We start from the raw sequence: 15,137 nt of genomic DNA, 5'->3' as shown, positions 1-15,137 counted from the left end.
AACAATGATCAGTAAAATAAATTGTTTTTAGTATAATCAAAGCCGCAGCAGATGCAAACTACCATTTTGCATAATGATCTTCTGTCAGTCCCCATACGCCATCTAAGACTAACAACTCATCGCCTAGCCGGATCTCCCCATAAAAGCGCCCCATATGCTGCTTAAAGTTAGACGCCAAGAAACCTAAATTCACTTTTTCACTGCGATAATTCGCTGGCACAAAGCGTAAATTAACTTGGCTATCTTCAGTCGTGATAAGCCAAGAAGCTGTAGCGTCTTGTCGAGTAAACTGAAAGTGGCTGCTGCCTAGCTTTACCAGTTTATCTTCCAGCCACAGGGCATTTTCGGTAAAGCCCGTTTCATTAACGCCAGCCGCTAGATTGAGCCCGAAACGCCGACCATCCGCTAAAAAGCAAGATAAACTCGCCCAATTCCAGCTGGTTTCGCGGCGCATAAAGCCTGCCGTCCAGTCAACCGAGGCTAAGGTCGCCAAGGCCTGTAAATCATAGTGTTGCTGCTGCCAAATGAGGCTACCAGAACAAAGCCGCGCCGCCGTTTTCTGCGTATAAACCCAGCCTTGATAGCCCGCGCGGGTGCAAAGTGCCAAAGGCTGATAGGGCTGTTGCTCTGCGATTAAGGCGGATAATGTTAGCACTGGCAAATGCACTTCTACCACTCGCTGCCCTGGTTCTGAGCTTGCGGTGATCTTTATGCTGTTTTTACCTGAGACAAACAACGCTTCGCCAGCATTAGGCTGAAGATCAATTTTCGTCTTAACACTGAACAACTGCTTAAAACTAAACTCGCTGAGTTCATGGCTAGTTAAATCATAACAGTACACAAAAGCATGCCCTACCCATTTTAAATCCACAATGGCAATGCCGAGTAAAAATCGTGAATTGGTTAAACCAATAAACTGAAACTGGTTAAATTTTAAATATTTGGCTAAGGCGCCAAGACGCCGGTCCATTGGCGTGCGTAAATCAAAATCTTGATAATTAATCTGTAGCACTGGCTGAGCGAACACACCAAACTCAGCTTGTCCTTGTTGATTGATTAACTGCTGTAGCGGTTTATTCATGGCTAACCTTTACTGGTTGAAATAACGACTGAATTACATAACGCCGTGCTTTGGCTGGGGAGGTGCCAGTGCAGCGTCGATAGGCACGGTTAAATGCACTTTGCTCTGAAAATCCGAGCAGTAACGCAATATCACTGTTACTTAAGGTTGGATCTTGAAAATAGTGCCCAGCCAATTCAACTCGACTCTGATCTAACCATTGTTGCCAGCTTAACCCATGCTGTTGTAAACGGCGCTGCAAAGTTCGGCTTGACAGGTGCAGCGCACGTGCAACTTGCACTAGACTCGGCTCACCTTGCACCAGTAATCTGAGTAAGACTTGCTGTAACTGCTGCTCGAGTGCGCTGGACTTGGGCAAGCGCTTTAACATCGACGAAACTTGCTGATCCATACGCTGCTGTAACACAGGATCACGCCATGGCATGGGTACGGCCAAGACTGACAGCGGATAGGTGACCGAAACAGCCGTTTGCTGACTAAGCACTGGGCATTGGAAAAATTCGCGATAATCGTGCAGTTGTGCCGCATTCAGTTGGCCAACAAAACTGACCTGTAATGGGCTAACAGTTGAGCCTAATTGCTGTCGGATAAAACTGACTAAGGCGGCTATCGCTACGGCATCCGCTAATGGGTAGCTTGTGGTCATCACAGGCCAACTTAATACGATACGGTCGTCACTTTGTGCTGTGCTAAGCCATTGCTCACCATAAAACACCGGTTCATAGCGTTGATAAGCTTGCAAAGCTTCCTGCATCGTTGCACTGGCCTGCACGAGGTAGCCTAGTTTACCCAAATGATCTGCACTAATCCTTGCTCCTATGGCTAACTCAGGGGACCGTTGCGGCTGTATCGCAACACAGCGTTGCAAGGCTTGCTGCCACAAACTTAGCGGAATTTGCCGTTGACGCTGCCAGCGCAATAATAATTGCAACAAGTCATCGTCAGTAAGGTGTTGTTGCTGCAGCCAGAGTAGCGCCAGCGAAGTCCAGATCCCAGGAACATGCATAAGGTTAATTTTTGCTTGCTGATAACTTATCATCATGAAGATGGCGTGAATTGTCAATTTTTATCGGAATGACCACGGCAAAATGCTAAAAGGTAGGGGGAAACGAGGAAGCACACTATGCTGACGTCTTTGCAAGAGTTATGGCTACAAAGTGGCTTGGCGCCAATCTGGCAGTGGTTAAGTCATTGGTTGGCGTTGGACGCTCGTCAGGCGATTTTTGTGGTTGCTACGCCGTTTTTTATTGGCGTGGCGACTTGGGAATATTTAAAGATCCGCCACGACCCTAAATTGATGGATCTGCCCGAAGCGATTAAAAATTTTATGCTCGGTGCCGGTTATCAACTGACCGAGTTACTCTTTGCTGGCTTAATCGCCTTTCCCGTGTTTGCTTTGGCGTATTATCATCGCCTTTGGACACTGGAACTGACCTTTTATACTGCGTTCCTGACCTTTATCGCGGTAGATTTCTGCTTTTATTGGATGCACCGTTGCAGTCATCGGGTTCGCTGGTTTTGGGCCGCGCATGTGGTGCATCACTCTTCTACCCGCTTTAATTTTTCTACCGCGATGCGGCAAAATGCCACCAATATTTTTAACGGTAATTGGCTGTTTTATGTGCCGCTGGCTTGGCTGGGGTTTAATCCATTATGGATTGGCATCGCCTTTGCGCTGTCGTTGGTCTACCAATTTTTTATTCATACAACGCTGATTGGTAAACTACCCCGCGTTATTGAACTTATCTTTAATACCCCTAGCCACCATCGCGTGCATCATGGTCGAAACAGCGGATATATCGATCGTAATTACGGTGGTGTGCTGATTATTTGGGATCGCTGGTTTGGCACTTTTGCAGCTGAAGATCGTTTAGATCCACCCACTTACGGTATTACTACACCGCTAAGAGGGCAGGATTTAGTGAGCTTATGGACCCATGAATATGTCGATCTATTTAAAGATATCAAGCAAGCAAAGTCATGGTCGCAAGGGGTTAAGCATCTGATCAAGCCACCAGAATGGCGCAGTCTTCACCACGATAACGAGTTATAATAACTATGCTATATCAGGCAAAGGTTAGCGCCCCGGTAATTTTTGCCAAGTGACTTCATCACGCACATAAACTGGCTCGGCTTGCTCAGCCGCCACAAAGTGGCCTTCTTGCCAAGCACTGTTGGCAAACGGCAGCATAAACTGTGCACTGGGGTATAAAATATCTGCGGCAATAGTGGCAGGCAATACTGCCTGTAGCTCAGTTGCATAGGTTTGCCAGCCAGTACCGACACCGAGCAGATCGCGGTCAAAGGTTAAATCCGTCACCACCGCTGGCAAAGCAGCAGGTTTTGCCGCAATTTCAGGGCTTATCGGTTGCATAAAGCCTTGGGCATCTAGCGCAAAGGCCGCCAAATACACCTCTGCCATCCGCGCATCAATTGCCGCTATCACTTGCTTTGCTGCTGTTAGCTTGGCCGCAGCTTGCGCCATGGCCGCTAAGGTTGACACACCATAAACCGGTACATCAACGCCAAAGGCCACCCCTTGCGCCACAGAGACGCCAATACGCACACCGGTAAAACTGCCTGGCCCACGGCCAAACACGATGCCATTGAGTTGATTTAAGCTCACACCCGCCTCGGCCAGCACCTGCTGCACCATAGGTAAAATACGCTTGCTATGCTGCTGCGGACAGACTTCATCCAGCGCCAGCAGTTGGCCATGGTAACTTAAGGCAACTGAGCAGGCCTCGGTGGAGGTATCTAAGGCTAAAAAAATCATGTGTTTCCTTGTTGTAGCTGTTTTAAAAACTCGCTAGCCTCTGCCAGATCGCGAGTACGGCGCATCGGCGGCAAGCTCTTTAAAAAGGTGGCACCATAGGGCCGAGTTACCAGCCTATTATCACAGATCACCAGCACGCCGCGATCGGTGACATCGCGAATGAGCCGCCCTACCCCTTGTTTTAAGGTAATGATCGCCTGAGGTAATTGTACTTCGGCAAAAGGATCCTTGCCACGCATGGCGCAATCCTCACTCCGTGCTTGCAATAAGGGATCATCTGGCGAGGCAAAAGGCAGCTTATCGATAATGACGCAGCTTAGGGTATCACCACGTACATCAACCCCTTCCCAGAAACTGCCGGTACCCAGTAATACGGCATTTTCTAATTGTACAAATTGTTCCAATAACAAGCGCTTCCCCGTAGAACCTTGCACCAATACCGGTTGGCGAATTTGCTCGGGTAAAGCTGCCGCCATCCATTGCAACATGCGGTGGCTGGTGAATAAAAAGAAGCAGCGGCCGTTATTCGCGGTGATCAATTCAATGGCCATGGTGAGTAGCGCATGTGCCATCGCCGGTTCGTGTGGCTCTGGCATAAAGCGCGGCACGCAAAGTAGCGCTTGTTTGGCGTAATCAAAAGGACTTTCTAGTAATAAGGTATCCGCCCCCGTTAAGCCCATTTGCTGCTGATAATGGCTAAAGCCGGCATCCACCGATAAGGTGGCCGAGGTAAAGATCCAACTGCGCTGCTCAGCAAAAACCAGTTTATTAAATTTATCGGCAATACTCAGTGGTGTTAAATGTAACCCCACATGCAGCTTAGTGGTTTCAAACCACAGGCTCACGCCAGTTTGCTCTACTTGCAGCAGTTTTTGTAATTGCGTTTTTAACTGCGCTAAGCGCTCATAGCAATTATCCAGCGTTTGACTGCGCCCTAAGCTGCTTTTAACAATTTGGTAGAGCATATCTAGCGCATCATTGATACGGGTGATGGCGGTTTGCATGGCTGGCTGTTGATAGGCTTGTCGCCAATTGCCACGGGTTGGATCGGCAGCAAATTGCAGCCGCCAGTCGCGCGTTAAACTGGCGACCTTGTCTGCAGCCTTGCTTAGCTGCATAACATCTCTTAGCTCGCTTTTACCCACTAATTCAATGTCTTTACAGAGATCTTGCAAAATGCGACTGGAGAAGTGCTCACCAAAATACTCGCTGGCAATATCAGGGATCTGATGTGCTTCATCAAAAATGACCACTTCCATCTCAGGAAGTAGTTCGCCAAAGCCAGTGTCTTTTAAGGCCAAATCGGCAAAAAACAAGTGATGATTCACTACCACCAAGTCAGCGGCTTGTGCTTCTTTACGGGCTTTTAGTAAATGACAATCTTCATACACTGGGCAATCTTTGCCTAAGCAGTTGTCAGTTGTGCTGGTGACGTATGGCAGCGCTTTCGAGTCTTCGGCAATATAGGTTAGCTCACCAATATCACCACTTTGCGTTTCGGCAGACCACTTTTTAATTAAACTCAAATCGGATATCAGCTGCGGATCGGCTACCGGAATATGCTGATAATGTTGCTCTAGCCGGAATAAACACAGGTAGTTAGCACGGCCTTTCAGTAAAGCGGTTTTAATGGGCAGCGCCAAGGCTTGCAACACCGTAGGCAGATCGCGGAAATAAAGCTGCTCTTGCAGATTTTTGGTTCCGGTGGATAACACCACCTTTTTTCCTGACAGCAACGCAGGCACTAAGTAGGCATAGGTTTTACCGGTACCCGTACCGGCTTCAACAACTAAAGCACCGTCTTGCTGGATGGCTTTTTCCACTGCGGTAGCCATAGCGACTTGCGCAGCACGTGGTTTAAAGCCAGGGATCTGCTTGGCTAAGGTGCCTTGTTCGGCAAAAGCGCCTGCGGCTTTATTGCTCATCACTCAACCTGCTAAATACTAAGAACCCGCAATACCTCACTGTCACCCCATCTAGCAGCATAATGCTGCTTTGCTGTGATCAACTGCAGTAGGCAACACGCAATATAAATTAGTCGAGTATTATGCCTTGTTTATCCCTAAATTCAGACACTATTTTTGCATTTGACCGTAAGAGAAATGCTGGATTAGACAAAAATATCCAAATGGCCATCTTTATCAACATGTTGATCTTCTTCAGGCGTGGTATAGGGGGCGGGTGGATAATTATCATCACCTTTCTTACGTTTGCTTACCCGCTGCAAAATAAGGTATTTCTGCTCATACTTATTCAAAGGCGTCAGACGTGCATCCCTAAATACCGGCAGCACCAAGCGCGGATCTTGCTCGATCGGCGTGCCTGGTTTGCGCTGTAAAAAGGGCATTAGTACGTCCATCTGAGTAACCTAAATATGAAGTCTTAGTTCATGATAAATTAAGTTAAGCCAGCAGCCAAATAGGCAACTAACTTAACTCACTTGCAATTTTATCGACAACATCAAGAAAAAGTTTAACTTTAGTAAACCATCATCGCTGTTTAAGGACTCTTTTAATCCAGCAAATCGCTCAAGAATGGTGCGGTAATACTTACGGCGGGGTGAGTAAACCAACGAGGCCCTTGCTCTGTCATATAAAAATGATCTTCTAGCCTTATCCCAAACTCTCCTGGTATCACTAACATAGGCTCATTACTGAAACACATTCCCGCCTCCAGTGGTAGCATATTGCCTTCTACCAGATACGGCCATTCGTGAATATCCAATCCAATGCCGTGTCCCGTGCGGTGAGGCAATCCAGGTAGCTGGTAATCAGGGCCAAAACCCTGCTGCTGCAGGTATTGTCTGGCAGCACGATCCACTTCCTGACATGGCTTACCCGGTACTGCCGCTGCAAAAGCGGCAGCTTGCGCTGCTTTCTCATGCAGCCAATACGCTTGCTGTTCTGCCGTAGGCGTGCCAAAAACATAACTACGGGTAATATCAGATAAGTAACCGTGCAATTTGCAGCCTGTATCAATCAATACCATATCGCCTTCTGCCAGGGCTTTGGGATGCGCAACACCATGCGGAAATGCCGTATCCGTGCCAAATAGCACGATACAAAAATAGCTGCCTTCTGCAGCACCTACTTTTCGATGAGCATAATCGATAAATGCTTTAACCTCGGCGACCGTAATTCCCGGGTAGAGTATACTGGCTGCTGCCTTATGCACGGCTAAAGTCATATCCATAGCACATTGCATCAAAGCCAACTCGGCAGCAGACTTCACCCGGCGACAGGTGGCCGTTATGGCAGCAGCATTAGACAGTTCAAGTTGCGGTTCGCACCGTTTAAGGCCATCGGCAATAAAAAATGCCGCACTCTCATCCAATGCTAATGACGTAGCATTGCCTAACAAACTAAGGCATAACTGATAGGGGTTTTCGTGCTCCTGCCATCCCATTACAGGAGCCGGAACGACGAGTTGCGGCACAATAGTACCTCGTTCAAACTCAGGGATGATATAGGTCAAAGATCCATCAGCGAGGAGCAGAGCCGCCACGAGACGCTCGCTGGCATACCAACGTAAACCAGTAAAATAATATAAACTGGTGCCTGCAGTTAACAGCATAGCTGTAACACCTTGTGATTGCATTATGGCCGCAGCCTTATGCAATCGCTGGAGAAATTCTTCAGCGTCTATCGGCTGAGCATTTGCTGTCATATCGTTTAGCGAGGCTAAAGCCTCATCAAACGATTTCCCACCAATTTGCTTATTCATATTCACTCCGGAAAATTCTGATAGCATACAGGCCGTAAAAAACGGTCTATTGATCGGCTACCAACAGCCGTAAAACGACTATCTGTGGACGCAGGGAAAGGCCCACCATGTTGCATTGCCGGGCAAACCTCAACCCCTGTGGGCATTTGTGCAAAAATCATCCTACCACACAACAGTTCGAGGTTTTGCAATAACGCCTGTTGTGCTGCGAACTCTTGTTCGGTTGCAAAAAGAGTGGCAGTTAATTGCCCTGGCAACTGCAGCGCTAATTCCTGCAATTGTGTTGTAGTTTCATATTCAATTAATACTGTTGCAGGGCCGAAAATTTCATTTTGCAACTCTGCTTTAGTTAAAAAACATGCCAAGGAGCTAATAAATAACCGAGGTAAGGTATGACATCCCTCTTCATTACCCTGGCCTTGCGCCAGTAACCTGGCGGCATGGCTTTGTAATAACTCCTGACAACCGTGCCGGTAATGTGCCGCAATTTTCGGCGTAAGCATTGCACCGGCTGGCGCTGCAGAGAAATATTGCTGCAACAAATTGATTAAAGTTGTGCTGCCTGCAGGGATAAATACTAAGGCAGGACGGGTACAAAACTGACCACAACCATTTAATACTGACTGAGCTAACTGCTGCGCAAAACTCTCTCCCTGCTGAGCTAGATATCCTGGCAACACGAAAAGCGGATTTTGCGAGCCAAGCTCCCCAAAAAATGGGATAGGCTGCGGCCTTTGCCAAATTAAACGTTGAAAATGCATACCCAGCTGTTCCGAACCTGTAAAGGCAACCGCTTTAATTGCCGGGTGCTGAATTAAAGCTTCTGAAAAAGCATGTTGTCTGGCATGCACCAACGCAAAAACACCTTTTGGCATGGCTGTGTTCGCTGCCGCTGCCGCTATGGCCTGCGCAGCTAACTCTGATGTCGCTGGGTGCGCATTATGTGCTTTGACGATAACCGGACAGCCGGCGGCTAAAGCAGCAGTCGTATCGCCCCCAGCAACAGAAAATGCTAAAGGAAAATTACTTGCAGCAAACACCACCACAGGCCCCAGCGGCAGTTTGCGCAAACGTAAAGCGGGACGAGGTAAAGGTTGCCGCTCTGGCATGGCCGGCACAACGCAGTCAGCTTCAGGATGGCGCAGCTCGCTAGCAAATAACCTTAACTGATTACAAGTTCTGCCAAGCTCCATCTGCGCTCGTGCTTCAGCAAGCGCAGATTCCTGCACAAAGGTATGTACGATACTATCTCGCCTATGTTCCAGTTCCTGTGCTATCTGCTCAAGAAAATCGGCCCTTTGGTTTGCAGGCAAGTGTCGGTAACTCAGAAAGGCTGCTTGCGCCTCTTTAGTCACTAAGGCTAATTCATCCATGCCGGCTTCAGCAAAATGCCACGGCAAGGTGGTATTTTGCATAGGATTAAACGCCGCATTTTCTGGCAAAGGCTCACCGACCCATTGGCCGGCAATAAAATGTTGTCCTGAAATCATCGTTATCTCACTAAAAATCCAGCAGCATAAGGATCGCTATCATCAATTCTGATTTGATTAAATCCATAAACATGCGCCCATCCCTCAATTGAAGGAATGATCGCCGGGCGGCCTGCAACTTCAGTAATCGCCTCTATTCTGCCGATAAACTGACTGCCAATAATGCTTTCATGCACAAATTCCTGCCCCTGCTTTAATAAGCCGCGCGCAAAGCGTTGTGCCATACGGGCACTGGTACCTGTGCCACAAGGCGAGCGGTCAATGGCGCCGTCGCCATAAAACACAGCGTTTGCAGCCGTGGAGCCTGCAGTTTTTGGCTGGCCGGTCCAAAGTACATGGCTAATCCCCCTGATACTACTGTCCAATGGATGAATGCAGCTGTAGGCGGCATTTATTGCCTCTCGCAACAATAGGCTAAAGTGTAAAACTTTATCAGCCCCCCAATGCTCTAAGCCCGGGAATGCTTGCTGCGGCTCGACAATCGCATAGAAATTACCACCATAAGCAACATCTACTTTTAGCTGCCCCAGCCCTGGCACATCGACCATAGCATCTGAAATCGCCAAAAAGGATGGCACATTGGTGATTTTAACCGATTTAACTTTATCGCCTTGCTGCTGATAACGAATCGCAACCTGCCCTGCCGGCACATCTAGAATCAGTTGCCCTGGCGTCTTTGGCATAATTAAACCGCTCTCCAGTGCAGCAGTAACAGTTCCGATAGTGCCATGACCACACATTGGTAAACAGCCACTGGTTTCAATAAATAACACAGCCGCATCAGCGTTATCAGAACAGGGAGGGTATAAAAACGCCCCTGACATCATGGCATGGCCCCGCGGCTCGAACATCAACCCCTGCCGGATCCAATCATATTTCTCAATGAAGTCCTGTCTTTTTTCACTCATGGTGGCGCCAGACAGCACAGGATGGCCGCTGGTAACAAGGCGCACCGGGTTACCACAGGTATGAGCATCAATACAAAAATAGGTACCTTTTAACATGATATAACCTATGCGTTAGTGGTAGTTGCCGCAAACTTTGTTAAATCCGGACGTGTTTCTAACGCAAGGGCCACGACCTGTTCAACATAAGCCCGCTCCTTGCCAGACAGCGCTAAACGCGGTAAACGCACATTTTCACTACCCCTGCCAACTAATTGCTCAGCGAGTTTGATGCATTGCACCAAGGTAGGGATGGTATCTAAACGCAATAACGGCATAAACCAGCGGTAAATTTCGCGTGCTTCAGCAATACGACCTTCTCGCGCCAGTTTAAATAAAGTGACAGATTCCCGTGGAAACACATTCGTTAACCCCGAGATCCAGCCGGTGGCACCAAGCAATACAGACTCCAGAGCAATATCATCAACTCCACAAAAAATCTGGAAGCGCTGACCAAAACGGCTTTGCAACTCGGTAATGCGACGTGTATCTGTGGTTGACTCTTTGATAGCGACAATATTAGGTTCTTCAGCTAGGATAGCTGTCATGTCAAGATTGATATCAATACCATAACTCACTGGATTGTTATAAATCATGATAGGTAGCCGTGTAGCACGGGCTACTGTTTGATAGTGCGTCAGAACTTCCCGATCTGTACCCCGATACACAACTGCTGGGAGTAACATTATGCCATCTACACCAATCTGCTCTGCAGCCTTAACATAGTCGATAGCAACTGGGGCACTATTTTCAGTGCAGCCAGCAATAACCGGGATCCTACCTGCTACAGTTTTTACGGTTTGCTGCAAAAACTCTCTTTTTTCTGATGCGCTAAGCGAGGCATTTTCCCCGACAGTTCCTAACGCAATAATGCCATCAATTCCATCTGCAATAAGCTGATTTAGCATACGGGCATTTGCCGCATAATTAATCGAACCATCCTGATTGAACTGTGTTGAGATTGCTGGAAAAACACCTTGCCAATTAACTTGCATATCTAAATCCTCTTTAACAAATAAGAAATAAAGGATATTGTATACAATATATATTGGCAAGCACTTTCTGGAATAGGCTATGGAACAAGTTTGTATTATAGGTTGTGGCGTTGTTGGATTAACAAGTGCGCTATTTTTGCAGCAAGCAGGGGTTGATGTACTTCTGGTAGATTCAAAGGGGGTAGCAAATAAATGTTCGGCTGGCAACGCCGGACATTTTGCCACAGAGCAAGTATTTCCCTTAGCTCATCCGAGCCTTTTGTTAAAGCTACCTCAGATGTTGCTTAACCCTCTTGGCCCCTTACATATCCGAACAACGTATCTGCTTCAGGCGCTGCCGTGGTTCAGACGTTTTTTACAGAATATGTCAAAAAACAAGCGCATTTCTAATCATCTGGCGATAAGTTCACTTAATCACTCCAGTATTGCTAGCTGGCAAAAACTCTTACACAGCATGCAATTAACTGAATACATCAGTTATCAGGGGGCCCTTTTGGTTACGGAGCAACAAAAAATGACAGCCTTGCAAGAGCAATATTCTTGCTATCGTAATGCTGGTATCGATGTTAGCTGGATTGATAGCTCAAAATTGTCAGCGATGGAGCCCGATTTAGCTGAACATTTAACGGCCGCTTTAGATTTCACGGAAGTCGCGCACACTCCTAACCCATTTGCCTTATGTCAGCAACTTTTTCAGAAGTATATTTCGCAAGGGGGACGCTTTAAACAGCTTCAAGTCAAAACCATAATTTATGATAAAAGGTCGATAAAACTGCTTTCTGAGCAGGATGACATTGTTACTAACAAAGTCATCATTGCCGCTGGCGCTTACTCAGCTGAATTAACACAACAATTAGGTTGGAAAGTACCCCTTGAGTCTGAGCGCGGCTATCATCTGATGCTAAAAGGCGTCGGCTTGCAGCGTCCCGTCAGCTCTCTTGAAAGAAAATGCATCATGACACCGATGCAATTTGGTTTAAGGGTTGCAGGAACAGTAGAATTTTCAGGTTTGAAGAGTGCGCCATCTTATAAAAGAGCGCAAATATTACAGCAGCATGCAGATAAACTTTTACGTACCCCAACATCACCTGCCAGTTATGGTGAACCGGTTCCAGGCAGCTTGCAGCACGCATGGGCAGGAGATCGCCCTTCCTTGCCAGACTCATTACCGGTGATAGGTGCATGTCCCAATATGGGCGGCGTATATTTCAATTTTGGTCACCAGCATCTTGGATTAACTCAAGCGGCTTTTAGCGCAGAGTTGATAACAGATTGCATCCTAGGACGAACACCAGCGATAAATTTGCATCCATTTAGAATAAACCGCTTTTAGCATATTGTATACAATATATCTTTGATGTATAAATAAACGGCAATTCGCACTAATAATAAGACAATAAAGGAACGCTACTATGCGACACGCCAAACTACCCATCCTGATATCTATGCTTTGTGCCAGCACCAGCACTGTTTTATTTGCCCAAGAACAAGAGGAAAGCGCGCAGGTTGAACGCATTTCCATAACAGGTTCAAGGTTGAAGCAAGTCGATATGGAGGGTGCTAGCCCCGTTACGATAATAAATGCAGCTGATGTCATTGCAGCAGGTTTTAATAATGTTGGAGATGCGTTACGCGCCTCTAATTTTAACTCCTTTGGTTCTTGGGGAGGCGGTGCTAATAATAGTTGGGCTTCACAATCAACAGTTTCAATGAAAGGCTCAGGCTCCGAAAGAACACTGGTACTACTTGACGGGCAGAGAATGGCAAAATCGCCAGTAATGGACGGTGGTTCGGCAAATTTAAATACCTTACCTATGGCCGCTGTTGAAAGAATCGAAGTACTTAGTGATGGCGCGTCGGCCATTTACGGAACTGATGCCATGGCCGGCGTTATTAATATTATTCTGAAAAAAGATTACAAAGGAACCCAGGCTAGTCTCAGAAGAGAAATCACCAGTCGCAGTGGTGGCGGGGACAGTTACGATTTTTCTATAACCACAGGTTTTAGCGACAGCACTAGCAATTTTATTATGACATGGGAGCACAAGCAAAGAGACCCAATCAATATGCGTTCTCGTGCTTATGAATCTCCTTATGTTGTCGCTGGTGGTAATCCGAGCTTAATGGACGACTGGCGTAAAATTTGGGAATGGGGCCGCACTATTGTTAAATCATCGGACGGCTCTTGGGCCTATCAAACTCCGTTGATGAATGATGACTGTAATGCTTACAACAAAAACGGTAAAAATGCTTTTATTGGTCCCGTTTCTTCAAAAGATTACCCGGATGACAGAGCTTGCCTATATGATCACTCTGTTGCTGCTAACATGACTTCTAGCAGTAACCAGGATAATATTTTAGTTATTTATAATAGAGAGTTAACACCAGATATTAAACTTAGCGCTAGAACCTATTGGGCAAATAACCGTAGTAAGGATATTTCAGCCCCCGTACCAGGAACCATTATTTTTCCACATGCGCTACCTTCTTACACCACCGCTGCAGGCCATACGTTAAGAGCGGTTGATGCAGGTGATCGAATCTATTATCGCTTTGATTCTGCTGGCGATCGCGTGGCCCGACACAATGACAATATTCTGGATTTTCTGTTAAGTCTGGAAGGTAACACCAGTTGGGGTTTTTGGGAATCCGCATTAAGCGTTAACCGCTATAACAATTTTACCTGGGGTACAGGCTATTTATTTACTGATGCTGTTACAGATTTAATCGGCCAATATGACGAAAGTTCAGCCACGTTTAATGGCTGGGATCCGCGAGATCCACTTTCTGATGTACCTGGAGGTGCCGCAGCCAACATTGATAAATTTTCAAAAGCCAGAGCTGTAGATTTCAGTATAGGTGCTGGTATGGATTTATTTGAACTACCTGAGGGGGCTGTAAGCGCCTATTTGGGTGCATCTATCCGCAAAGAGCACTTTTTTTCTGACATCGATGCTTTAACCAAGGCCGGCAAGATTTTTGGTGGCAGTGGTGGCGCTGGTGGACAAGGTGAACGAACGGCTAAGGCTATTTATACCGAGCTTTCAATTCCTGTATTGGCTGAACTAGAGTTAAGCTTGGCGGGACGCTATGATCATTATAGTGATTTTGGAAACACTTTTAACCCTCAGCTAGGGCTTCGTTATACACCTTTAGCAAACCTACTAATTCGGGCGTCCTATGGTGAAGGCTTCAGAGCGCCGACCTTAGCCGATCTCTACCGTGGCCCCACTCAAGGTTGGTATACCATCACAAACTACCCACTATGTCATGCAACAGTGGGAGAAGAAATAACTGGTTGTACCCGTCGCGATAGCATTTACGTTGATATTGGCGGAAACGACAAACTCAAACCTGAAACCTCTAAAACAACAAATATCGGGGTTGTTTGGGATATTAACGACAATGTTAGTTTTACCGCAGATTTCTGGGAATTAAAAATTGACAATATTATCAGCCAGTTAAGCCCTAATCTTATTGCATATAGCCAGGCTAAGCTCTGGGAAGCCGCAGATGCAGCAGGGCAACCACGACCTTCCATTGCCGAGCTTTTTCCTAATACTGCAATCAGTTTTCTTCCGAATGGTCGCCTGGAGAGTATGAAAATTACTACGACGAATCGTGGATTCGAAGAAAAACGCGGTATTGACTTGAAAATGAGTGGTCGGTTAGCAACTGAAATTGGTGACTTCAAAGCCGATCTAGGCTTATCACATATTACCCGCTTCAGACGTTCTCAATCTGTTTCTTCAAATATGGGAGAACTTGAATTAGGAATGAATGAAATTGGCCGTATTGGTTACCCGTCTGATCGTATCAACCTGACACTTAGCTATAATTTGGGTGATCACAGTCTGACCTACTATAGCAATTTTATCAGCGCTCAGAAAAACAAAGAACTGAATACTGAGCAAAATTGGGTAGTTGATAACAAGGTCGGCTCAATGTTAACGCATAATATCTCTTACCAACTTGAGCTGCCATGGCAGGGTAAAGTCAGTCTTGGGGTTAACAACTTAACTGATGAAGATCCTCGATTTGATAAGTGGGGAGCCTATTCTGCTGGCCTGTACAGCATTTACGGCAGAACCCTTTACATGGGCTACACCCAAAGCTTTTAAACACTGT

At 46.6% G+C, this 15,137-nt stretch carries 12 protein-coding genes; 3 read left to right on the top strand and 9 right to left on the bottom strand.

The genetic code is table 11. The features are described from left to right. Positions 1-58: 58 nt before the first annotated feature. Both ACO1PK_RS12135 and ACO1PK_RS12130 read right to left on the bottom strand, forming a co-directional pair. Complete coding sequence (locus ACO1PK_RS12135) at positions 59-1,081, bottom strand: DUF2804 domain-containing protein (RefSeq protein ID WP_423185882.1); 1,023 nt, start codon at positions 1,079-1,081, stop codon at positions 59-61. Continuing rightward, positions 1,074-2,123, bottom strand: a complete 1,050-nt coding sequence (locus ACO1PK_RS12130) for a helix-turn-helix domain-containing protein (protein ID WP_423185881.1) — start codon at positions 2,121-2,123, stop codon at positions 1,074-1,076. Before ACO1PK_RS12130 ends, ACO1PK_RS12135 begins: the two co-directional genes overlap by 8 nt. 81 nt (positions 2,124-2,204) lie before the next feature. On the opposite strand from ACO1PK_RS12130, the gene ACO1PK_RS12125 reads away from it, so the two are divergent. Next, complete coding sequence (locus ACO1PK_RS12125) at positions 2,205-3,134, top strand: sterol desaturase family protein (protein WP_423185880.1); 930 nt, start codon at positions 2,205-2,207, stop codon at positions 3,132-3,134. A 24-nt stretch (positions 3,135-3,158) separates the two neighbouring features. On the opposite strand, the gene tsaB is transcribed toward ACO1PK_RS12125, so the two are convergent. From tsaB to dapA, 7 genes are all read right to left on the bottom strand, one after another. After that, positions 3,159-3,857 carry a tRNA (adenosine(37)-N6)-threonylcarbamoyltransferase complex dimerization subunit type 1 TsaB gene (gene tsaB, locus ACO1PK_RS12120; RefSeq protein WP_423185879.1) on the bottom strand — a complete coding sequence of 233 codons (699 nt, stop codon included), beginning with the start codon at positions 3,855-3,857 and terminating at the stop codon, positions 3,159-3,161. Further along, on the bottom strand, positions 3,854-5,782 hold the full coding sequence (locus ACO1PK_RS12115) for an ATP-dependent DNA helicase (RefSeq protein WP_423185878.1): 1,929 nt from the start codon (positions 5,780-5,782) through the stop codon (positions 3,854-3,856). The genes tsaB and ACO1PK_RS12115 overlap by 4 nt, the downstream gene beginning before the upstream one ends. A 185-nt stretch (positions 5,783-5,967) precedes the next feature. Next, positions 5,968-6,216: a hypothetical protein gene (locus ACO1PK_RS12110; protein ID WP_423185877.1), complete on the bottom strand. Its 249-nt coding sequence runs from the start codon at positions 6,214-6,216 to the stop codon at positions 5,968-5,970. Positions 6,217-6,368: 152 nt separating this feature from the next. Then, entirely contained in the window at positions 6,369-7,580 is a 1,212-nt protein-coding gene (locus tag ACO1PK_RS12105) for a M24 family metallopeptidase (protein WP_423185876.1), read from the bottom strand. A gap of 2 nt (positions 7,581-7,582) precedes the next feature. Beyond that, positions 7,583-9,070, bottom strand: coding sequence for an aldehyde dehydrogenase (NADP(+)) (locus ACO1PK_RS12100; protein ID WP_423185875.1), 1,488 nt, complete (start codon positions 9,068-9,070; stop codon positions 7,583-7,585). 2 nt (positions 9,071-9,072) lie between these two features. Then, positions 9,073-10,074 carry a 4-hydroxyproline epimerase gene (locus ACO1PK_RS12095; RefSeq protein ID WP_423185874.1) on the bottom strand — a complete coding sequence of 334 codons (1,002 nt, stop codon included), beginning with the start codon at positions 10,072-10,074 and terminating at the stop codon, positions 9,073-9,075. Positions 10,075-10,082: 8 nt separating this feature from the next. Next, entirely contained in the window at positions 10,083-11,009 is a 927-nt protein-coding gene (gene dapA, locus ACO1PK_RS12090) for a 4-hydroxy-tetrahydrodipicolinate synthase (protein WP_423185873.1), read from the bottom strand. 79 nt (positions 11,010-11,088) lie between these two features. Between dapA and ACO1PK_RS12085 the strand changes: the two genes are divergently transcribed. Together ACO1PK_RS12085 and ACO1PK_RS12080 are read left to right on the top strand one after the other, a co-directional pair. Then, the gene (locus tag ACO1PK_RS12085) at positions 11,089-12,342 is read left to right on the top strand and encodes an NAD(P)/FAD-dependent oxidoreductase (protein ID WP_423185872.1); all 1,254 of its coding nucleotides are present in this window, start codon (positions 11,089-11,091) and stop codon (positions 12,340-12,342) included. Positions 12,343-12,544: 202 nt separating this feature from the next. Then, a complete protein-coding gene (locus ACO1PK_RS12080; RefSeq protein ID WP_423185871.1) occupies positions 12,545-15,130 on the top strand; it encodes a TonB-dependent receptor domain-containing protein in 2,586 nt (861 codons plus the stop codon). The last annotated feature ends 7 nt before the right edge of the window (positions 15,131-15,137 follow it).

It is taken from the genome of Alishewanella sp. d11 (assembly GCF_049390205.1).
Lineage (GTDB): Bacteria > Pseudomonadota > Gammaproteobacteria > Enterobacterales > Alteromonadaceae > Alishewanella.
The sequence above is the reverse complement of the archived record's forward strand: the minus strand, read 5'-3'. Positions and strand labels throughout refer to the sequence as shown.

Bases quoted from the DNA above. Each gene is read 5' to 3' on its own strand.
- ACO1PK_RS12110 (WP_423185877.1), bottom strand. From the start codon at position 6,216: ATGGACGTACTAATGCCCTTTTTACAGCGCAAACCAGGCACGCCGATC.
- ACO1PK_RS12095 (WP_423185874.1), bottom strand. From the start codon at position 10,074: ATGTTAAAAGGTACCTATTTTTGTATTGATGCTCATACCTGTGGTAAC.
- ACO1PK_RS12125 (WP_423185880.1), top strand. From the start codon at position 2,205: ATGCTGACGTCTTTGCAAGAGTTATGGCTACAAAGTGGCTTGGCGCCA.
- ACO1PK_RS12085 (WP_423185872.1), top strand. From the start codon at position 11,089: ATGGAACAAGTTTGTATTATAGGTTGTGGCGTTGTTGGATTAACAAGT.
- ACO1PK_RS12130 (WP_423185881.1), bottom strand. From the start codon at position 2,123: ATGATGATAAGTTATCAGCAAGCAAAAATTAACCTTATGCATGTTCCT.
- tsaB (WP_423185879.1), bottom strand. From the start codon at position 3,857: ATGATTTTTTTAGCCTTAGATACCTCCACCGAGGCCTGCTCAGTTGCC.
- ACO1PK_RS12135 (WP_423185882.1), bottom strand. From the start codon at position 1,081: ATGAATAAACCGCTACAGCAGTTAATCAATCAACAAGGACAAGCTGAG.
- dapA (WP_423185873.1), bottom strand. From the start codon at position 11,009: ATGCAAGTTAATTGGCAAGGTGTTTTTCCAGCAATCTCAACACAGTTC.
- ACO1PK_RS12100 (WP_423185875.1), bottom strand. From the start codon at position 9,070: ATGATTTCAGGACAACATTTTATTGCCGGCCAATGGGTCGGTGAGCCT.
- ACO1PK_RS12105 (WP_423185876.1), bottom strand. From the start codon at position 7,580: ATGAATAAGCAAATTGGTGGGAAATCGTTTGATGAGGCTTTAGCCTCG.
- ACO1PK_RS12115 (WP_423185878.1), bottom strand. From the start codon at position 5,782: ATGAGCAATAAAGCCGCAGGCGCTTTTGCCGAACAAGGCACCTTAGCC.